The sequence below is a fragment of the Streptomyces sp. NPDC004111 genome (assembly GCF_042874215.1).
GTDB lineage: Bacteria > Actinomycetota > Actinomycetes > Streptomycetales > Streptomycetaceae > Streptomyces.
This window is the reverse complement of sequence record NZ_JBIAMU010000014.1, coordinates 207,180-226,581: the sequence shown is the minus strand read 5'-3', so window position 1 is coordinate 226,581 and position 19,402 is coordinate 207,180. Positions and strand designations below refer to the sequence as shown.

Here is a 19,402-nt window from a genome sequence, read left to right as displayed (position 1 = left end):
GCGGCGGTCCGGGGTGTGCCCGGCCGGGGCGCGGTTGGCCTGCGGTCAGTGGAAGGCCAGGGTGGCCGTGACCGTCTGGGTGGCCGGACAGAGGAATCCGCCCTCCTTCAGCGGTACGTCGGCGGTCGCCGCGTAACTGCGGGTGGTGCCGTCGCGCTGTGCCGTCAGCCCCTCGGCCCGGTAGCGGCAGGTGACGCCGATGACCGTGACCGACACGTCGAGGGCGTCCGCCTTGGCGGTGCCCGCGGCGTCGTCGAAGGTCACCGCGGGGTCGTTGTTGAGGGAAGCGCTGAGGCCCGAGCAACTGAGGTTGCCGCCGGGGGTGTTGATGGTGCTGCGGTCCACCGTGAGGCTGTTGGGAGCGGTGTCGCTGGTGACACCGCCGGTCCAGCTGCACGACTTGTCGCCCGCTCCGATGGTGCCGTCGACCTTGCCCTGCGCCGCGCTTGCGGGTCCGGCCGTCAGCGCGGCCACGGTCAGCGCGCCCACGAGCACGCCGGCGACCTTGTGGGGGGAGATGAAACGGGGCATTGCGAGTACCTCCGCGTTCGCGCCGGTCGATTACCGGCGGTAACGCGAAAATAGACATGGCCATGTCATAGGTCAAGTGTCCGGAGTGAGCATTACCGGACGGGCCTCCGCGCCCGGCGGACCGCCGCCCGGCCGGATCGCGCCGCCGCCGGACCGCCGCCCGGCCGTGCCGTGCCGTGCCCCAACGCCGAGGGCCCGGCAGGACGTTCTCCGTCCTGCCGGGCCCTCGTACGTACGGTGCGGGGGTGCCCGGTGTGCGTGGCACCCGGGCGCCCACCCGCTACTGGCCCGTGCCCGGACCCGTGAAGTAGTTGTGCAGCCCCGGCACCGTCAGGGTGCCGCCGAACTGACCGGCCTGGGTGACCTTCGCCTTGGTGAACATCGCGATCGGGACGTTCAGCGGCGGCGGGGTCTCCGGGCTGAAGGTGACCGGAATGAGCCCGAAGAGGTTGCCCTTCAGCTCCTCCGTGTACATGGTGACCGTGCCCTGGCGGAGGGTCGAGGTGGAGCCCTTGCGCGCCTGGACGTGACCGGTGGTGCCGTTCGGGCCCACCGTGGTCTGGTGCAGGTCCTTGATGTCGGTTTCCTTGGCGGTGAACTTCAGGACCTTCTTGATCTTGCCGCCCGCGGTGCGGACCTCGACGATGCCCTCGTAGTTGAGGCCCCGCAGGGTGAGCATCGACGTCTCCAGCGTCCACGGGTCGTCCGGCAGGTCCGGAATTCCCGGCTCCAGCTTCGCGTCCGCAAGCGCCTTGGGGTCGGCGGTGGGGCAGGGGAAGGGGATCGAGCCGTCGGCGTTGGGGACGAGGTCGGGCTTGCCGTCGCCGTCCTGGTCGAGGTCCGCGACCTTGATGCCGAGCTTCTCGGCGGCCTCGCGGATCGACTTCTCGGTCTTGGCCGCCGCCTGCTCGGCCTTCTCCTCGGCCTCCTCGGCCGCCTTGTCGAGCTTCTCCTTGGCCGCCTTGGCGTCCTTCTCCGCCTTGGTGTCCGCGTCGTCGCCCGCCTTCGGGGCGTCCGCCGCCGGCTTCGGTGCCGCGGGTCCGTCCGCGGCGGGCGCCTTCTTCGCCGGAGGGGCCGGCGTCCCGGCGGACTTCTGCGGCGCGGGAGTCTCCTTCGGGGCGGGCGCAGAGGTGGTGGGCGCCGGGGTCGCCGGGGCCTCCTCCTTCTTGCCGCCGAGCCCGTCGAAGAAGTCCTTGATCTTGTCGCCGACGCCCAGTGGGTCGAGCGGGTTCTTCGGCTCCGTCTCCGCGGGAGTGGGCTTCGGGGCGGGGGTGCTCCCGCCCGCGGTCCCGCCGGTCTCCGGGGCGGTGTCGCCGGCCGGCTTCCCGGGGGCCTTCGTGGCGCCCGGGGCCGGAGTGGTGCCCGGCTTCGCGCCGTCCGCGGTGTCGTCCTTCGGCTTCGTCCCGGCGTCGTCCTTCGCGCCATCGGCGTTGTCGCCGGCCGCGCCGTCCTTCGCCTCGTCCTCGGCCTTGTCCTTCTCCTTGGCCTCGGCGTCCTTGTCGGCGTCGGCGTCCGGCTGGGTGACGCACGGGCCGGGGGCGAACGGGTTCGCCGGTTCCTCGGCGGCCATCGCCAGCTTCGGCGTCAGGCTCATCCCGACGAACACGGCGGTCGGCATCGCCGCGAGGGCCAGGGCCTTGCCCGCCGGCATGTGGAGCTTGGTCAGCAGCGACTTCCTGGGGGCCGCGTGGCGCGGCCCGCTTCTGCCGCGCGCCTCCACTCCCCCACCTACGGTCTCCTGGGCCTCGTCACCCCGCACTGTTCCTCCTGCCATCGGCGTCGCCAGCTGAGTCGGTCGTGTTCGTGTCCGGGCCGCTCCCCGGTCCCTCGCTCTTCGTGAGATCCGCCTTCGGCCCGCCCGCCTGCTGCGGCAGCCGGCCCAGGGCCATCGTCTGCTCGGCGGCCGGAACACCGCCCGCGCCCGGTTCCGCACCGGGGAAGGAGGCAGGGGCGGCGGAGGGATCAGCGGCGCCGGCGCCCGCGGGCTCCGCGCCGGGCTTCGCCGGTGCCCAGGCGATGGACATCGCACCGCCCAGCAGCGCGAAGAGGAAGCCGATCAGGAATCCGCCGATGTTCGACACCGGGATGGACACCAGCGCGAGCAGGATCGCGGCCACACCCGCGAAGATCCGCACGATGGAGTGGAACCACATCGTGAGCCCGAGCGTGACCAGCAGAACGCCGATGATCAGCGAACCGGCGCCCGCGGTGGTCGCCATGGTGAGCGTGAGCGCGCCCATTTTGAGGTCGTTGTACGGGAAATACATGATCGGGACGCCACCGATGATGGTGAAGAGTCCCGCCCAGAACGGCCGGACGCCTCGCCATGCGCGAAAGCGCAGCCGCCAGTAGTGGAAGTCGCGGCTCTGGCTCGGAACCGAGGTCTCGGCGCTCATGAAAACAGCTCCCTGGAACCGGTGTTGCTGTGCAGAAGATGAGGGAGAAGGAGCGGGCGGGACGCCCCTGGGAGCGCCCCGCCCGCAAGGGAGTGCTTAGTAGCACTCCTTGACGCCCTTGTGCAGGCGCAGGCTCAGACCACTGAGCTTGAAGGTGCCCGCGGAGGTCGCCCAGGCGCGCTGCTTCACCTTGGTCAGCACGGCCTTGTCGGCCTGCTGGGCGAAGCCGAAGGGGTTGGCCTTCGTGCCCTTCTGGATGCCCGGACCCTTGGTGGCCTTGCCCGCCGCGACACCGATGTCGATGTTCGAGAACTCGGCGTCGGCGTCCAGGTCGGCGACGTCCAGGTAGATGTTCTCGGCGTGGACGGGCGTGGCGCCCGTACCCGCCTTGAGCATCAGGCTGACACTGCCGAAGATCGGGACGTCAGGAGTGACGACCGACTGGCACATGTTGGTGATGTCGGCGGTCTTGAAGCCGGAGACCGCGACCGGGTGAGCGGCCGGGTTCCCCTTCAGGTCCGTGCCCTCGGCGATGGAGCCGTACTGCACGAAGCCGGTGCCGTCCAGCCGGTCGGCCGTGACCTTGAAGTCCTGGCCGGAGACGCTGAACGAGGCCGCCAGCGCACCCTGGGCCATGGCCACGCCTATCGCCGCGGTCGCGGCGACGCTCGGCACCATGACGACAGCGAAGCGACGCCATCTGGTTCCACCGCGTACTGCTGAGCTCATGTACTTTCCTCCTTCTCGGACGTACATCTCCGGTACGGGCAGGGGCCCGTCCTGGGATGGGAGAAGTGCTACGTCCTCGGAGTACGAGCGCCCGCGTCGGAGCATCAGGCGCGAGCCACGTCCGAATCACCGGCGATCACCCCCGAGCGACAACCACTGGCCACGCGTTCGCGCAACCTGCTGGACAGGCTCCGCCGATGCGGCGGAGACCCCCCTGTCCAGAGCCGGCACCACTGCTGCCGGCCCGCCCGGTGGGGACCCTTGTGTCGTCCCGCGACCCGACTGGCTTGTCAGGCGTGGGTAAAGGACCGAGCGTGGCCGATCGTGGTCCATAGGCGGGCTCGGCACAAGGGGGTTCGTTACTCGCTAGTAACGGCCGGATAACCGAAGCGCCGCCGACCGGTCTCGCAGGGTCGCGGACCACTGCTCCGGGTGACACGGAAAACCGGGTGATTGCCGCAAGAAGGCGGACAGAAGGGCGACATTGCTTTACTGCGAGTAACAGCGGCCGCGATTACCAAGTTTTGGTAAAGCGCGGCCGCGTTTTGTCACTGTGTCGCCAAATCATCGCGATGCGGAGGGGCATCACGGGGTCCCGCAGCGGTGGTTGAGGTTTGAACACCCAGGAGCACCTGGCGCACCCCGTACCACCCTCGTACCGGAGGATCAACCGGCGGCGGGCGCCGCCGCCGGAGGACCGACCGTCAGAACAGCACGCGCGCGAGCGCGGTGCGGGCCGAGCTGACCCGCGGGTCGTCGGCGCCGACGACCTCGAAGAGTTCCAGCAGCCGCACCCGGGCCGCGTTCCGGTCCTCGCCGGCCGTGACGCGCACCGTGTCGACGAGCCGTGCGAACGCGTCCTCGACGTGCCCGCCCGCGAGGTCCAGCTCGGCGGCGGCGATCTGCGCGGCCGGGTCGGCCGGGCGCTCGGCGGCGTCCTTGCGGGTCTGCTGCGGGTCCAACCCGGTGACCCGGGCCAGGAGTTCGGCCTGGACGAGACCGGCCTTGGCGTCCGGGTTCGCCGGGTCGTCCGCGAGGACGTTCCGGTACGCCTGGACGGCGCCGGCGAAGTCATTGGCGTTGAGCGCGTCCATCGCCGCGTCCAGCAGCGCGTCGTACGGGCCGGCCGGCGTCTCGTCGGTCTCGGCGGGGGCGTCGCCCTCGGCGACCTGGATGCCGGTCAGGCCGAAGCGCTCCTCGCCGACCTGGATCAGCTGGTCGAGGGTCCCGCGGATCTGCTCCTCGGGGGCCACGCCCTGGAAGAGCGGCAGCGCCTGTCCCGCCACGACGGCGAAGACGGCCGGGATGCCCTGGATGCCGAACTGCTGCATCAGCATCTGGTTGGCGTCGACGTCGACCTTGGCCAGGACGAACCGGCCCTTGTACTCCTGGGCGAGGCGCTCCAGCAGCGGGCCGAGCTGCTTGCACGGCTCGCACCACTCGGCCCAGAAGTCGATGACGACCGGGACCTCGGAAGAACGCTGGAGGACGTCTCGTTCGAACCCGGCCTCGTCGACGTCGAAGACGAGGTGGGAGGCGGGCACGGCTGCGGTGCCGCCCTGCCGGGCGGCCTCGGCGCGCGCCTGCTCCGCCTTCTGCCGGGCCTCGCCGGCCGCTTTCACCGCGGCGAGGTCTACGACGCCGCTCATGGACATGTTCCTAGGCTGCATGCGTACATCCTCCCCCCTCGGCGGCCCGTTCAGAAAAGCCGCCGCCATATCCCGGGGGAAGCCCCCCGGGCCCCGGTGCGGACGCGGGTGCCGGTCCGGACGAACGGCAAAGCCCTACTGCTGCACGGTGGTGTTGCGGTATTCATTGGGTGCGCCGGGTCCCCACCTGGCGCCAGTGGTTGTCGCTCGGCCCGGCCGCGGTTCCGGACGGGCTTTCGCTACGGGTCGTAGCGTAACTCGAACGGCGCCGCGAGCGCACGGTGATCTCCCTCACGATCTCTTGCCAGACGCGTGCCGAACCCGACCTACTCGCCGGTATGGTCTCCGGCATGTCCAACCCCGCCACCCCTTCCACCCCTGCCGTCACCACCGCCACGGCCGCCCAGCAGCCCCGTCCCGGCCGCCCACGCAGCGTGGCCGCCGACGCGGCGATCCTGGCGGCGACCCGGGACGCGCTGGTGGAGCTGGGCTGGTCGAAGCTGACGATGAGCGACGTGGCGCAGCGGGCCGGGGTGGCCAAGACGACGCTCTACCGGCGCTGGGCGCACAAGAACGAGCTGGTGGTCGACGCGGTGGCGGTCCTGTTCGACGAGCTCGAACTCCCGGACCGGGGCAGCCTGCTGGAGGACGTGCAGGGGGTGGTCCTGCAGTTCGCGGCGCTGCTGGAGCGGCCGGAGACGAAGACGGCGCTGATGGCGGTGGTCGCGGAGTCGACCCGGGACGTGGCGCTGCGGGAGCGGATCCGCTCGGCGATCGTGGACCGGCAGAAGCGGCTGGTGCTGCTGGGCCGGGAGCGCGCGCAGGCCCGCGGCGAGCTGCCCTACGAGGAGTCCCCCGCGCAGGCGGCCCGCAACGCGGACCTGATCTTCGACGTGATCGCCGGTGCCGTCGTCCACCGGGCGCTGGTGAGCGCGGAACCGGTGGACGAGGCGTGGGCGCACAGCTTCACCCTGCTGCTGGTGAGCGGGCTCGGCGGAATTCCGCAGCAGCCCTGAGTCAGACCTGGTAGCGGTCCGGGGCGAAGAGGTGGACGTTCTCCGCGACCCACTCGCTGGTCCGCTTCAGGCCCTCCGCCAGCGGCATCTCCGGCTCCCAGCCCGCCCATTCGCGGGCCCGCGCGTTGTCCGAGAGCAGCCGCTCGACCTCGCTGCCGGCCGGCCGCAGCCGCGCCGGGTCGACGACGACCTCCGCGTCCCGGCCGGACGCGGCGATCAGCGCGGTGGCCAGGTCGCCGATCGAGATCTCCCGGCCGGTGCCCAGGTTGACGGTCTCGCCGAGCGCCCGGTCGCAGTCCGCCACGGCCAGAAAGCCGCGCGCGGTGTCGGTGACGTAGGTGAAGTCGCGGGTGGGGGTGAGCGAGCCGAGCCTGATCTGCCGGGCGCCGGAGTGCAGTTGGGCCAGGATGGTGGGGATGACGGCGCGCGCGGACTGGCGGGGGCCGTAGGTGTTGAAGGGGCGGACCACCGTCACCGGCAGCTCGAAGGCGTGGTGGAAGCTGAGCGCCATCATGTCGGCGCCGATCTTGGACGCGGAGTAGGGCGACTGCGGCTGGAGCGGGTGCCGTTCGCCGATCGGCGCGGTGAGGGCGGTCCCGTACACCTCGCTGGTGGAGGTGTGGACGAGGCGGCGCACCTGGTGGCGGCGGCAGGCCTCGGCGACGTTCTCGGTGCCGACGACGTTGGTCTGCACGTACGCGCCGGGCGAGGAGTAGCTGTACGGGATGCCGATCAGCGCGGCGAGGTGGAAGACGGTGTCCATGCCCGCGACGGCGTCCGACACCCGCCCGGCGTCGCGCACGTCGCCGGTGAACATCTCCACCCGCGGGTTCGTCAGATGGTGCTTGAGGAAGCCCTTCTCGGCGTACGGCTTGTAGTGCACGAAGGCCCGCACCTCGGCCCCGAGGCCGACCAGGAGGTCGACGAGGGTGGAGCCGATGAAGCCCTCGGCGCCGGTGACCAGGACCTTGCGGCCCTTCCAGTCGACGCGGCCGGCGTCCTGCGCCGTGTTCGGGTCGGTGTTCCAGGTGGTGTTCATGCCGTGTACTCCAGTTCGTGCTGTGCGGGGGTGAGTTCGGGAAGCCCGGAGAGCCGCAGCACCTGTGCGGCGAGGAGGGCGGCGGCGCGGGCGTGGGTGCTGGGTCCCGCGGCCCGGCCCATGGCGTGCAGCCGTGCGGGGTCCGCGAGCAGCGGCTCCACCAGGGCGGCGAGCCGCTCGGTGGTGGTCTCCTCGTCGGGCAGCAGCTGGGCCGCGCCCGCGTCGGAGAGCACCCGGGCGTTGTGGGTCTGGTGGTCGCCGGGGGCGTGCGGGTAGGGCACCAGGACGGCCGGCACGCCGACGGTCTCCAGTTCGGCGACGGTCGCGGACCCGGCCCGGCAGACCACCAGGTCGGCGGCGGCGTACGCGAGGTCCATCCGGTCGAGGTAGGGGACGACGGCCGCCACCGGACCTGCCCCGGCCTCGGCGATCCGCTGCCGGGTCTCGGCCAGCTTCGCCGGACCGGTCTTGATCAGCAGGTGTACGTCGGTGCGCCCGCGCCACCGGGCGGCGAGCCCGACGGCCGCCTCGGTCAGCCGGACCGCGCCGAGGGAGCCCCCGTTGAAGAGCACCAGCCGCGCCCCGTCCGGCACCCCCAGCACCCGGCGGGCCTCGGCGCGCAGGGCGGGCCGGTCGAGCCGGGCGAGGGAGGCGGCGATCGGCATGCCGACGGTGAGCGCGTCCTGCCCGCCGGACAGGTGGGCGCGGCTGCGGTCGAAGGCGACGGCGATGTGCGGGGTCAGCCGGGCGGCGAACTGGTTGGCCCGGCCGGGTACCGCGTTGGACTCGTGGATGAGGCTGGGCAGTCCCGCCATCCGCGCGCCGACGATCACCGGCGCGGACGGGTAGCCGCCCATGCCGACGGCGACGTGCGCGCCCTGCTCCTTGAGGATCGCGCGGGCCTGCGCACCCGACTTGAGCAGGGCGGCGGGCAGCAGGAACCGCTTCGCCCCGAGGGAGGGGTCGAAGGGGATCATGTCGACGGTGTGCAGCCGGTGCCCGGCGGCCGGTATGAGGTCCCCCTCCAGGCCGCGCGTGGTCCCGACGAAGGAGATGACGGCGTCGGGCACCGCCCGGCGGAGGGCTTCGGCGAGCGCGAGACCCGGGTAGATGTGGCCCCCGGTGCCGCCGGCTCCGATCACGACTGAGAGTGGAGTGCGCATGGCCGCCACACTCACGAGGCGCCCTAAGAGGGTTCTAAGAGCGGGGTTTGGCAGGATTCGTCACATGACGAAGATCCTGGTGGTCGACGACGAGCCGGAGGTGCGGGCCGCCGTCGAGGACGGCCTCACGATCGAGGGGTACGAGGTGCGGGGCGCCCCGGACGGGCTGGCCGCACTCTCCTCGGTCGCCGCCTGGCAGCCGGACGTCCTCGTGCTGGACGTGATGATGCCGGTGCTGGACGGTCTCGCGGTCTGCCGCCGGCTGCGCGGCGCGGGCGACCGCACCCCCATCCTCGTCCTCACCGCCCTGGACTCGGTGAGCGACCGGGTCGACGGGCTGGACGCGGGCGCCGACGACTACCTCGTGAAGCCCTTCGCCCTGGACGAACTGGTCGCCCGGGTGCGGGCCCTCATCCGGCGCGCCGCCCCCCTTCCCGAGGAGGACGGCTCCCTCTCCTACGCGGACCTGACCGTCGATCCGGCGACCCGCACGGGGCACCGCTCCGGCCGCCCGCTCGAATTCAGCCGGACGGAGTTCGCCCTCCTGGAGCTGCTGCTGCGCCACCCCGGCCAGGTGCTCCCGCGCGAGACCATCCTGGAACTCGTCTGGGGGCGCGACTTCGGCCCGGACTCCAACTCCCTGGCCGTGTACGTGGGTTACCTGCGGCGCAAGCTGGAGGCGGCGGGCGAGTCCCGGCTGGTGCACACCGTGCACGGTGTCGGCTACCGCCTGGAGAGCGCGTGAACGGGCGCCGCGGGGCCCGCGCCGAGAGTGCCGGTGCCTGCGCCGACCGCGCGCCGGGGGCCCGGTGAGCGGGGGGCGGCGGCGCCGCGCCCTCGGTGCCCGCTGGCGCCGCCACCGGCCGCTGCGCACCCGCCTCGCGGTCGCCACGGCCGCCGCCGTCGCCCTGGTCGCGCTCGGGGTGTGCGCGGCGGCGTACTTCGTGATCCGCTACGAGATGTACCACCAGCTCGACCTGAACCTCACCCAGTCGGGGACCCGTATCGTCCAGGCCGACCGGCACCCGGCGACCGGGGTGCTGGCGGGCGAGTGCCGCTATCTGTCGGCGCCCGCGTGCGCCCAGGTCGTGCCGTCGGACGCGGCGAAGGACCCGGCCGCGGGGTACCTCCTGCCGGTCGCACCGCCGGTCCGGGAGGTGGCTTCGGGGCAGCGCCCCCCGTACTTCTCCAACTTCACCTACGAGGGGCATCCGGCCCGGATGGCGGTCACCCCGCTCGGCGGCGGCCGTGCGCTGCAGCTCGCCCTGCGCGCCGACTCGGTGGAGCGCGGCGTCCGGCAGGCGGCGCTGCTGTTGTCGGCGGCGGGCGCGGCCGGGGTGCTGCTGGCCGCCGTGCTCGGCTACGGGGTGTCGCGCACCGCGCTGGCCCCGGTCGCCCGGCTGACCGCGACGGCGGAGCGCATCGCGGCCACCCGCGACCCCCGCCACCGCATCGAGATCCCCAGCGGCCCGCCGGGCCGCGAGGACGAGGTCACCAGGCTCGCCGCCAGCTTCAACACCATGCTGGGCGAGCTGGAGCAGTCGGTGTCCGCCCAACGCCGGCTGGTCGCCGACGCCTCCCACGAGCTGCGCACCCCGCTCACCGCGCTGCGCACCAACGCCGAGCTCCTCGCCAGGGCGGACCGCCTCTCCCCCGCCCAGCGCGACCGGGCCTCCGGCGCGCTCTCCCGCCAGCTCCGCGAGGTGACCGGGCTGGTCAACGACCTGATCGAGCTGGCCAGGGACGAGGAGCCGCAGCCGCTGCTGGAGGTGGTCGGGCCGGCCGCGCTGGTCGAGCACGCGGTGGCGACGGCGGCGGCCCACTGGCCCGCCACGCCCTTCCCGCTGCGGGTGGCCCCCGACGCGGTGCGGGCCGCCCTGCCCGGTGTTCCGGCCCGGCTGACCCGGCTGCTGACGAACCTGCTCGACAACGCGGCGAAGTTCAGCCCCGAGGGCGCTCCGGTGGAGACCGAACTGCTGCGCGCCGGCTCCTTCCTGGAGCTGACCGTGCGGGACCACGGGCCCGGCATCGCGCCCGAGGACCTGCCGTACGTCTTCGACCGGTTCTACCGCGCCGAGGCGGCCCGCGCCCTGCCCGGCTCGGGGCTCGGTCTGGCGATGGCCCGGCAGATCGCCCGTGCGCACGGCGCGGAGCTGACGGCGGAGCGGGCAGCGGGGGGCGGGGCGCTGTTCCGGCTGCGGGTCGAGGTCACGGACCGGGAGCCGGGCCGGGACTGAAGCACCGGCGGGGCGGCCCCTCCCCGCCGCCCCGCGGGGGCCGGAGCACCGGCGGGGCTTCCCCCTCAGCCACCCCGCGAGGGCCGGACCGCCGCCGGAACGGTCCGCCTCAGCCGACCCGCGTGTTGACGTCGACGTCGTCGAAGAGCGCGAGCATCCGGGTCAGTACGTGTACGCAGGCGTCGACCTCCGCGCCGGTGAGGTCGCCGCCCACGCCGCGCAGCACCTCTCGTTCGCGGGCCGCGACGGCCTCGATGGCGGTCCGGCCGCTGTCGGTGAGCCGTACCAGCGAGGAGCGCTGGTGGGCCGGGTTGGGTACGGTCTCCGCGAAGCCGTCGGCCACCGCCTCGTTGACCATCCGCTGGACGAACTGCCTGCTCAGCGACTGTGCGCGGCCCAGCTGAGGGACGGTCAGCGGACCGTGCGCACGCAGCAGGTCGAGCACCGCGCGCACGCCGACCGACAGGCCCTCCTCGGGTGCGGTCTGCTCCACCTTGCGGTGGACCCGCCGGTAGAGCGGGCCGACCAGGTCGAAGACCTCGGTGAGCCGGTGGGCGAGGGTGTCGGGGTCCAACGGCGTGCCGTGGGCCAAGTGCTTGCTTTTGCTGTCGTTCACCGCACCAGAATGACACCCCGGTTGCCAAGATCCGTCACACATGACACCTTGGTTGTCATGAATGAGACCTCCGGCCGCCGTCCGGGCTCCTCGGCGGACCCTGCCACCGCGCCCGACCTGTTCACCTTCGAGGCGGACGGCGGACCGCTCGTCTACCGCGACACCGGGGACCCGGAGCAGTCCTGCGGACGCCCGCCGGTGGTCCTGCTGCACGGCGGCTTCCTCGACCACCGCATGTGGGACGACCAGGTACCGGCCCTCGCCCGGCACCACCGGGTGATCGCCCCGGACGCGCGCGGGCACGGCGGCTCCGCGCTCGCCCACGGCCCCTACCGCCCCGCCGACGACGTCGCCGCCCTGCTGCGCCACCTCGGCACCGGCCCGGCGGCCCTCGTCGGGGTGTCCATGGGCGGCGCCACCGCGGTCGACACGGCCCTCGAACACCCGGACCTGGTAAGGGGATTGGTGGTCAGCGGGGTCGGTACGAGCGAACCCGTGTGGCGGGACCCGTGGATCCTGGACATCCAGGCCGAGCAGATGCGGGCGATGGGCGCGGGCGACCCCGGGGCGTGGATCGAGGCGTTCCTGCAGTTCCTGCCCGGCCCGCACCGCTCGCTCTACGAGGTGGACCCGGAAGTGGTGCGCCGGGTGCGCGAGATGACGGTCCGTACGGTCTCGCGGCACTCCGCCGACGAGGTCCCGCAGCTCGTCCCGGTGACCGACACCTGGGCGCGCGCGGCCGCACTGGCGGTCCCGGTGTTCGCGCTGAACGGCGCCCTGGACTCGACGGACCACCAGGGCATGGCCCAGCGCCTCGCGGACTCGGTGGCGGACGGCAGCACCGCGGAGGTGGCCGGCACCGGCCACTACCCGAACATGGAGCGCCCGGAGGTCTTCAACGTCCTGCTGGAGGACTTCCTGCGCTCGCTGTGACCCGCGGCGCGGCCCGGGGGAAGGCCCGCCGGTAGGCGCCGGGCGAGACGCCGAGCTGCCGCAGGAAGTGGTGGCGGAGGTTGTTCGCCGTACCGAGCCCGCTCAGCTCGCCGACCTTCTCCACGGGCAGGTCCGTCGACTCCAGCAGGCTCTGGGCGCGGGCCAGCCGCTGGTTGAGGAGCCACTGCAGCGGGGTCGTGCCGGTGGCCGCCCGGATCCTGCGGTGCAGGGTGCGCGGGCTGACCGCGGCGCGCCTGGCCAGCCCCTCGACGGTCAGCGGCTCGTCCAGGTGGGCGCGGGCCCAGTCGAGGACCGGCCCCAGGCTCCCCTCGTCGGTGGCGGGCACCGACAGGTCGACGAACTGCGCCTGGCCGCCGGGCCGGTGGGCGGGCACCACCATCCGTCTGGCCAGCTGGTTGGCGACGTGCGCGCCCAGGTCGCGGCGGACCAGATGCAGGCACAGGTCCAGCCCCGCGGACAGCCCGGCGCTGGTGAGCACGTCGCCCTCGTCGACGTACAGCACCGAGTCGTCGACCCGCACCTTCGGGTAGCGCGCGGCCAGTTGGGCGGTGTGCATCCAGTGGGCGGTGGCGCGCCGCCCGTCGAGCAGCCCCGCCTCGGCGAGGGCGAAGGCGCCGGTGCACAGCGAGACCATGCGGGCACCCGCCGCGTGGGCCTCGCGCAGGGCGCCGACGAGTTCGGGCGGCACCGGCATGCCCTCCTCGACGCAGGCGTCGGGCACCGAGGGCACGACGACCGTACCGGCGCCGACGAGGCCTTCGAGCCCGTACCCGGTGCGCAGCGAGAACGCGGCCCCGGCCGCCGGGGCTTCCCCGGACCGCTGCCCCGCGTCGCACAGCCGCAGGTCGTACCAGGGGTCCGCCAGATCGGACTGGGCCCTGCCGAACACCGTGCAGGGGATGCTCAGTTCGTACAGACCCCAGGAGGGGGCGCCGATCTCCTCGGACACCACGACGGCCACGGAACCAGGATTCATACGGCGCAGCGTATGGCAGGAATTTGGTGGTCGCCGTCATCCCTGTCACTGGGACCGGCCCGCGCGCGCTGCGATCTTGTGGATACGTGACCGACCGCCGACCGGCGGACGGACGGACAAGGAGCGGCGACATGCGTGACGACCGGACGGCTGCGACCGTCATCGGACTGGGTTCCATGGGTTCGGCACTGGCCGCGGCACTGCTGGCGGCGGGCCACCCGACCACCGTGTGGAACCGCTCGGCGCACCGGGCCGGGCCCCTGGCGGAGCTGGGCGCCCGGACCGCCGCGACCCCCGGCGAGGCCGTCGCGGCGAGCGGACTGGTGATCGTCTGCGTACTGGACCACGACGCCCTGCACACGGTCCTCGACCCGGTCGCGGACTCCCTCGCGGGCAAGGTGCTGGTCAACCTCACCTCGGGTTCGCCGGAGCAGGCGCGGGCGGCCTCCGAGTGGGCCCGGTCGCTCGGCGCGGACTACCTCGACGGCGCGATCATGACCACTCCGCCCGGGGTCGGCGACCCGGGAAGGATGTTCCTCTACAGCGGTTCGCCCGCCGCGCTCGAAGCCCACCGGCCGCTGCTCGCGGCCCTGGGCGACCCCCTGCACCTGGGCACCGACCCCGGCCTGGCCTCCCTCTACGACGCCGCCCTGCTCGGCCTGATGTGGGCCACCCTGACCGGGTGGCTGCACGGCACCGCGCTGACCGGCGCCGAGCGGACGCCTGCCACGGACTTCACCCGGATCGCGACCCGCTGGCTGACCACCGTGGCCGATTTCCTGACCACGTACGCGCCCCAGGTGGACGCGGGCCGCTACCCGGGCGACGACGCCACCGTCGACGTGCAGCTCGCCGCGGTCGACCACCTCATCCACGCGGCGGCGGCCCGCGGTGTGGACAACGCGCTGCCCGAGCTCCTGAAGTCCCTCATGGCGCGCACCAGTGCGGCGGGCCACGGCGCGGACAGCTACGCGAGCGTGATCGAGCTGCTGCGGGGCGCGGGGGACGCGAAGTGACGGGCGCGCCGGGGGTGTTCGCCGCCCCCGACTCCTGGCCCGACCTGCTGGCGGCCGTCGGCGACGAGTGTCTGGCGGTGCTCGGTGAGGGGGCCGGCCGGGACTGGTCGCGTCCGGCCCGCTCCGTCGGCTGGAGCTGCCGGGCGACGCTCGACCACCTCGCGCTCGGCCTGACCGGCTACGCGGGGCTGCTCGTCGCCCGCCCGGCCGACCGCTACATCACCCTGTTCGCCTCGCTCGACCCCGAGGCCCCCGTCGCCGACTGCCTCGACGGGCTGGGGATCGCCGTGGCCCTGCTGCGCTCCACCGTCCGCGACACCCCGCCCGACGTGCGCGCCTGGCATCCCTGGGGGCACTCCGACGCCACCGGCTTCGCCGCCATGGGCGTCACCGAACTGCTGCTCCACACCTACGACATCACCCGCGCCCTGGGCCTGGCGTGGACCCCGCCGGACGGCCCGAGCGCCGCGGTGCTCGGCCGGCTGTTCCCCGACGCCCCCTCCGGTGGCGGCCACCGCCCGGCCGACGTGCTGCTGTGGTGCACCGGGCGCGCCGCGCTCGCGGGCCTGGGGCGGCGCACCCAGTGGCAGTGGGACGGCACCGTGCGGTGAGCCGCCGCCGGAGTGCGGCCGTCAGGACTGCCAGGGGCCGGGCCCGCCCGCGTTGGTGATCATCCGCCGCAGCACCTTCAGCGCGGCCACGTACTCCGCGTCGCTCACGCCCGCGTGGACCCGTGCCCGCAACCCGGTCACCAGGTGCTTGACGCGCGCCTTGCCCGCCCGTCCCTCCTCGGTGAGGACGAGCGGCGCATCGGCCCCGCCGTCGAGGGCGAGCCAGCCGCGGTGCAGGAGTTGGTCGACGACCCGGGAGATGTCGTGCGGGCCGTCGGCCACGTCCGCGAGGGCCGCGACCACCTCGGCGCGGGTGAGGGGGGCCGCATCGACCCGGTTGAGCACCCACCACTGGGGCTGGGTGACGTCGAGGCGCGCCATCTCGTCGCGCAGCAGGTTCTTCACGGCGGTGCTCGCCAGTCCCGTCCAGTAGGCGACGGGCTGGGTGGCGAGGTCGGCGTCGGAGGCCCGCGGGTCGGCGCTGGCCGGAGCGGTGGGGGAGGCGGGGAGGGAGGGAGTCGCTGTGTTCGTCATGCGGGCGACGCTAGGACCTCAACCGCTGTTGAGGTCAACCGCCGCCCGCACAGAGGAGGTTGGGTCTCAGAACCCCGGCGGCTCGGTGTAGACGCCCCACTCGTCGCGCAGCACTCCGCAGATCTCGCCCAGCGACGCCTCGGCCCGGACGGCGTCCAGCATCGGCGCGATCATGTTGGAGCCGTCCCGGGCGGCGACCAGCATCGCCTCCAGCGCGGCCCGCACCTTCGCGTCGTCGCGGCGCGCCTTGCGCTCGGTGAGCACCCGCACCTGCTCGATCTCGACCTCGTGGCTGACCCGCAGGATCTCCAGGTCGCCGGTGACCGAGCCGGTCGCGGTGTTCACGCCGACGACCTTCTTGTCGCCCTTCTCCAGGGCCCGCTGGTACTGGAAGGCCGATTCGGCGATCTCGCCGGTGAACCAGCCGTCCTCGATGCCGCGCAGGATGCCGGAGGTGATCGGGCCGATCGGGTGCTGCCCGTCCGGGTGGGCGCGCAGTCCGCGCTCCTTGATCTGCTCGAAGATCTTCTCGGCGTCGGCCTCGATGCGGTCGGTGAGCTGCTCGACGTACCAGGAGCCGCCCAGCGGGTCGGCGACGTTGGCGACGCCGGTCTCCTCCATCAGCACCTGCTGGGTGCGCAGCGCGATCTCCGCGGCCTGCTCGGAGGGCAGCGCGAGGGTCTCGTCGAGGGCGTTGGTGTGCAGGGAGTTGGTGCCGCCGAGGACCGCGGAGAGGGCCTCCACGGCCGTGCGCACGACGTTGTTGTACGGCTGCTGGGCGGTGAGCGAGACACCGGCGGTCTGGGTGTGGAAGCGGAGCCACTGCGCCTTGTCGGTCTTCGCCCCGTACACCTCCTTCATCCAGCGGGCCCAGATCCGGCGCGCGGCTCGGAACTTGGCGATCTCCTCGAAGAAGTCGAGGTGCGCGTCGAAGAAGAAGGAGAGGCCGGGGGCGAACACGTCGACGTCCAGGCCGCGGGAGAGCCCGAGTTCGACGTAGCCGAAGCCGTCGGCGAGGGTGTACGCCAGTTCCTGCGCGGCCGTCGCCCCGGCCTCGCGGATGTGGTAACCGGAGACCGAGAGCGGCTTGTACGCGGGGATGCCCGCCGCGCAGTGCTCCATCAGGTCGCCGATCAGGCGCAGGTGCGGCTCGGGCTGGAAGAGCCACTCCTTCTGGGCGATGTACTCCTTGAAGATGTCGGTCTGGAGCGTGCCGTTGAGGACGGCGGGGTCCACGCCCTGCCGCTCGGCGGCGACCAGGTACATGCAGAAGACCGGGACGGCGGGTCCGCTGATCGTCATCGACGTGGTGACGTCACCGAGCGGGATGTCCTTGAACAGGACCTCCATGTCGGCGGCCGAGTCGATGGCGACGCCGCAGTGCCCGACCTCGCCGAGCGAGCGCGGCTCGTCGGAGTCGCGGCCCATCAGGGTCGGCATGTCGAAGGCGACGGAGAGCCCGCCGCCGCCCGCCGCCAGGATCATCTTGTAGCGCTCGTTGGTCTGCTCGGCGTTGCCGAACCCGGCGAACTGGCGGATGGTCCAGGTCCGGCCGCGGTAGCCGGTGGCGTGCAGTCCGCGGGTGAAGGGGTACTCCCCCGGCCAGCCGATGCGCTCGAAGCCCTCGTACCGGTCACCCGGGCGCGGGCCGTAGACCGGCTCCACCTCGTCCCCGGAGAGCGTGCTGAAGTCGGCGTCGCGCTTGCGGGCCTTGTCGTACCTGGCCTGCCAGCGCTGGCGGCCCTCTTCGATCCGATCGGCGTCCATGCCTCTCAATTTACTAGGACGTCCTAGTAAATGTCGATGGACAACCGCCGTACGAATCCGTACGGCGGGGGGTGCCCTTGGCGCGGGTGCCGCTCAGGCCCCGGCGGTGACCGGTCCCGAGTCCTTGACCAGCGGCTCGACCTCGCGGACGACCTTGCGCTCGACGAAGAAGGCGGCGGTCGGGATGGTGCCGGCGATCAGCACCCAGAGCTGCTTCTTCACCGGCCACTTCGCCTTGGAGCCCAGGTCGAAGGCGAAGACCAGGTAGAGGACGTACAGCCAGCCGTGGGCGATGCCGACGAACGTGGTGAAGCCCGCGGCGCCGTCCATGCCGAGAAGACGCTTGGCGATGAAACCACCGGTCAGCAGGATCAGCAGGACGCCGGTGACGTAGGCCATCACGCGGTAGCGGGTCAGCACGCTTCGTTTCATGCCGTCGAGCCTAACCGGACGTACGGGGCGATCCTGCGGCGGCCCGGGTGTGACATGGGGCCCACCTCGCCCCGGGAAAACCCTTGACGGGTCCCTGATCCGTTCATACTGTCGCCGGTAGATCTTCACTCAGCAGTAAACGTGCTGCGGCGCTTTCCGCAGATTTTTGGGCAGGCACAGACAACAGACCACCTGTCGGTGGTCGAGTCATGCCTGCCTTCCGTGTTTTCCCGCCACCGATGGGTCCTTCCTTCAGAGGCGGATTCATGGCACAACGTCCGAGCGTCAACGGCGTCGCCGACGTCGTCGGCCTCATCGACGGCCTGGGCAAGATCACCGGCCGTGCGCAGATCGTCTGGTTCCTCGTCTTCGGCGGGCTGTTCCTCGACGCCTACTCCAATGCCGCGCTCAGCGCCGGGCTGGGCCCGATGACGACGCAGATGGAGCTGTCGAGCACCCAGGTCTCGATCCTGACCGCCACCGCCCCGGCGCTGGCGATCCTGTTCAACCCCATCGGCGGCTGGCTCGCCACCCGTATCGGCCGCGTCCCCCCGCTGCTGCTCGCCAAGGTCTTCGCCATCGCGGGCGCCCTGCTCGCCGCGTCCGCCGGGGACTTCACCGTCGTCTGGCTGGGCCGGGTCCTGGTCGGCGTCGCCTACGGGATCGACTTCGCGGTGGCGATGGCGCTGCTCGCCGAGTACACGCCCGCGAAGCTGCGCGGCCGGCTCAACCTCTGGCAGGCCGTCTGGTACGTCGCCACCACCAGCAACCTCGCTCTCGCCCTGGTCTTCTTCCACCTCGACGTCGGCGCGGACATCTGGCGCTGGTCGGTGGGCTCCGCCGCGGTCGTCGCCGTCGTCCTGCTGATCGGCCAGTGGGCGATGCTCAAGGAGAGCCCGAGCTGGCTCGCCGGCAAGGGCCGGCTGGACGACGCCGTCGCCAACCTCGACGCGCTCTACGGCGTCAAGGCCGTCGCCGGACAGCCCGACGAGGCCACCCGGGCCGCCGTCGCCGCACCCGCCATCGGCTTCCGGCAGGCCGGACTCCTCTTCAAGGGCGACTACCTGCCGCGCACCGTGCTCGCCTCGGTGATCTCCCTCGGGCAGTCGATGCAGTACTTCGCGGTCGGCTGGTACCTGCCGCTGATCAGCCTGTCGATCTTCGGCGAGAGCTTCGAGCGGGCGACCGTCGGCTCCATGGTCTTCAACGCCTTCGGCATCGTCGGCGGCCTCCTCTCCGCCTACGCCGGACGCCGCCTGGGCCTGCGGCTCAGCTCCGCCGCGGGCTTCGCCGGGGTCTTCGTCGCGCTCCTCGCGATGGGACTGACCTTCGGAAAGGTCCCGCTGGTCGTGGCGTTCCTGCTGCCCGTGGTGTTCATCCTGTGCCACGCGGCGGGCCCCGGCGCCAACGGCAAGTCCATCGCGGCCCTCTCGTACAGCAGCGACGTACGGGCCCTGGGCACCGGTGTCACCGGCATGGTCGGCAGCTTCGGCAGTGTCGTCGGGCTCTACGTCTTCCCGCAGATCAAGGACTCCCTCGGCCTCGCCGGCACATTCCTCGTGCTGTCCGTCGTGCCGCTGCTCGGCCTGGTCACCTGCCTGGTGATCAAGTGGGACCCGACCAGGGCCGAGGTCTCCCCCGACGAGGCCGCCGCCCACGCCCCGGACGCCGCACCGGCGCCCGCCCCCGCCGCGCGCTGACCCCTCCTCGCCCCGCCCCGGCACAGGACGGTGCCG

Annotated in this window: 19 protein-coding genes; 7 read left to right on the top strand and 12 right to left on the bottom strand. The window is 72.7% G+C overall.

The genetic code is table 11. The features are described 5' to 3' along the window. Positions 1 to 45: 45 nt before the first annotated feature. From ACFYVL_RS26925 to ACFYVL_RS26905, 5 genes are all read right to left on the bottom strand, one after another. Positions 46 to 531: a hypothetical protein gene (locus tag ACFYVL_RS26925; protein ID WP_389249114.1), complete on the bottom strand. Its 486-nt coding sequence runs from the start codon at positions 529 to 531 to the stop codon at positions 46 to 48. Between the two features lie 280 nt (positions 532 to 811). Beyond that, complete coding sequence (locus tag ACFYVL_RS26920; protein ID WP_389249112.1) at positions 812 to 2,290, bottom strand: hypothetical protein; 1,479 nt, start codon at positions 2,288 to 2,290, stop codon at positions 812 to 814. Beyond that, positions 2,280 to 2,927 (bottom strand): DUF6114 domain-containing protein, encoded by a 648-nt coding sequence (locus ACFYVL_RS26915; protein ID WP_389249110.1) that lies wholly within the window; start codon positions 2,925 to 2,927, stop codon positions 2,280 to 2,282. Before ACFYVL_RS26915 ends, ACFYVL_RS26920 begins: the two co-directional genes overlap by 11 nt. 96 nt (positions 2,928 to 3,023) lie before the next feature. After that, on the bottom strand, positions 3,024 to 3,656 hold the full coding sequence (locus ACFYVL_RS26910) for a DUF6230 family protein (RefSeq protein ID WP_389249108.1): 633 nt from the start codon (positions 3,654 to 3,656) through the stop codon (positions 3,024 to 3,026). Positions 3,657 to 4,360: 704 nt separating this feature from the next. Continuing rightward, on the bottom strand, positions 4,361 to 5,326 hold the full coding sequence (locus ACFYVL_RS26905) for a tetratricopeptide repeat protein (RefSeq protein ID WP_389249105.1): 966 nt from the start codon (positions 5,324 to 5,326) through the stop codon (positions 4,361 to 4,363). Between the two features lie 329 nt (positions 5,327 to 5,655). On the opposite strand from ACFYVL_RS26905, the gene ACFYVL_RS26900 reads away from it, so the two are divergent. Continuing rightward, complete coding sequence (locus ACFYVL_RS26900) at positions 5,656 to 6,321, top strand: TetR/AcrR family transcriptional regulator (RefSeq protein ID WP_389249103.1); 666 nt, start codon at positions 5,656 to 5,658, stop codon at positions 6,319 to 6,321. A gap of 1 nt (position 6,322) precedes the next feature. Here the strand turns inward: ACFYVL_RS26900 and ACFYVL_RS26895 are convergent, their stop codons facing one another. Together ACFYVL_RS26895 and ACFYVL_RS26890 are read right to left on the bottom strand one after the other, a co-directional pair. Next, the gene (locus ACFYVL_RS26895; protein WP_389249101.1) at positions 6,323 to 7,360 is read right to left on the bottom strand and encodes a GDP-mannose 4,6-dehydratase; all 1,038 of its coding nucleotides are present in this window, start codon (positions 7,358 to 7,360) and stop codon (positions 6,323 to 6,325) included. Further along, the gene (locus ACFYVL_RS26890) at positions 7,357 to 8,523 is read right to left on the bottom strand and encodes a glycosyltransferase (RefSeq protein ID WP_389249099.1); all 1,167 of its coding nucleotides are present in this window, start codon (positions 8,521 to 8,523) and stop codon (positions 7,357 to 7,359) included. The genes ACFYVL_RS26895 and ACFYVL_RS26890 overlap by 4 nt, the downstream gene beginning before the upstream one ends. A gap of 64 nt (positions 8,524 to 8,587) precedes the next feature. On the opposite strand from ACFYVL_RS26890, the gene ACFYVL_RS26885 reads away from it, so the two are divergent. Both ACFYVL_RS26885 and ACFYVL_RS26880 read left to right on the top strand, forming a co-directional pair. Continuing rightward, the gene (locus ACFYVL_RS26885; RefSeq protein ID WP_389249097.1) at positions 8,588 to 9,268 is read left to right on the top strand and encodes a response regulator transcription factor; all 681 of its coding nucleotides are present in this window, start codon (positions 8,588 to 8,590) and stop codon (positions 9,266 to 9,268) included. Between the two features lie 64 nt (positions 9,269 to 9,332). Further along, positions 9,333 to 10,760, top strand: coding sequence for an ATP-binding protein (locus tag ACFYVL_RS26880; RefSeq protein ID WP_389249095.1), 1,428 nt, complete (start codon positions 9,333 to 9,335; stop codon positions 10,758 to 10,760). A 109-nt stretch (positions 10,761 to 10,869) separates the two neighbouring features. Here ACFYVL_RS26880 and ACFYVL_RS26875 read toward each other — a convergent pair whose 3' ends face one another. Then, the gene (locus ACFYVL_RS26875) at positions 10,870 to 11,376 is read right to left on the bottom strand and encodes a MarR family winged helix-turn-helix transcriptional regulator (RefSeq protein WP_389249093.1); all 507 of its coding nucleotides are present in this window, start codon (positions 11,374 to 11,376) and stop codon (positions 10,870 to 10,872) included. 57 nt (positions 11,377 to 11,433) lie between these two features. Between ACFYVL_RS26875 and ACFYVL_RS26870 the strand changes: the two genes are divergently transcribed. Next, positions 11,434 to 12,309, top strand: coding sequence for an alpha/beta fold hydrolase (locus ACFYVL_RS26870; protein ID WP_389249091.1), 876 nt, complete (start codon positions 11,434 to 11,436; stop codon positions 12,307 to 12,309). Here ACFYVL_RS26870 and ACFYVL_RS26865 read toward each other — a convergent pair. Beyond that, positions 12,272 to 13,306, bottom strand: a complete 1,035-nt coding sequence (locus ACFYVL_RS26865; RefSeq protein ID WP_389249089.1) for a GlxA family transcriptional regulator — start codon at positions 13,304 to 13,306, stop codon at positions 12,272 to 12,274. The genes ACFYVL_RS26870 and ACFYVL_RS26865 overlap by 38 nt on opposite strands. Before the next feature lie 131 nt (positions 13,307 to 13,437). Between ACFYVL_RS26865 and ACFYVL_RS26860 the strand changes: the two genes are divergently transcribed. Both ACFYVL_RS26860 and ACFYVL_RS26855 read left to right on the top strand, forming a co-directional pair. Further along, on the top strand, positions 13,438 to 14,322 hold the full coding sequence (locus ACFYVL_RS26860; RefSeq protein ID WP_389249087.1) for an NAD(P)-dependent oxidoreductase: 885 nt from the start codon (positions 13,438 to 13,440) through the stop codon (positions 14,320 to 14,322). Then, complete coding sequence (locus tag ACFYVL_RS26855; protein ID WP_389249085.1) at positions 14,319 to 14,933, top strand: maleylpyruvate isomerase N-terminal domain-containing protein; 615 nt, start codon at positions 14,319 to 14,321, stop codon at positions 14,931 to 14,933. The genes ACFYVL_RS26860 and ACFYVL_RS26855 overlap by 4 nt, the downstream gene beginning before the upstream one ends. A gap of 21 nt (positions 14,934 to 14,954) precedes the next feature. On the opposite strand, the gene ACFYVL_RS26850 is transcribed toward ACFYVL_RS26855, so the two are convergent. From ACFYVL_RS26850 to ACFYVL_RS26840, 3 genes are all read right to left on the bottom strand, one after another. Next, positions 14,955 to 15,467, bottom strand: a complete 513-nt coding sequence (locus ACFYVL_RS26850; protein ID WP_389249083.1) for a MarR family winged helix-turn-helix transcriptional regulator — start codon at positions 15,465 to 15,467, stop codon at positions 14,955 to 14,957. Positions 15,468 to 15,533: 66 nt separating this feature from the next. Then, entirely contained in the window at positions 15,534 to 17,234 is a 1,701-nt protein-coding gene (locus ACFYVL_RS26845) for a methylmalonyl-CoA mutase (protein WP_389249081.1), read from the bottom strand. 93 nt (positions 17,235 to 17,327) lie between these two features. After that, complete coding sequence (locus tag ACFYVL_RS26840; protein WP_389249079.1) at positions 17,328 to 17,666, bottom strand: DUF3817 domain-containing protein; 339 nt, start codon at positions 17,664 to 17,666, stop codon at positions 17,328 to 17,330. A 266-nt stretch (positions 17,667 to 17,932) separates the two neighbouring features. Between ACFYVL_RS26840 and ACFYVL_RS26835 the strand changes: the two genes are divergently transcribed. Beyond that, positions 17,933 to 19,366 carry an MFS transporter gene (locus ACFYVL_RS26835; RefSeq protein WP_389249077.1) on the top strand — a complete coding sequence of 478 codons (1,434 nt, stop codon included), beginning with the start codon at positions 17,933 to 17,935 and terminating at the stop codon, positions 19,364 to 19,366. Positions 19,367 to 19,402 lie beyond the last annotated feature (36 nt).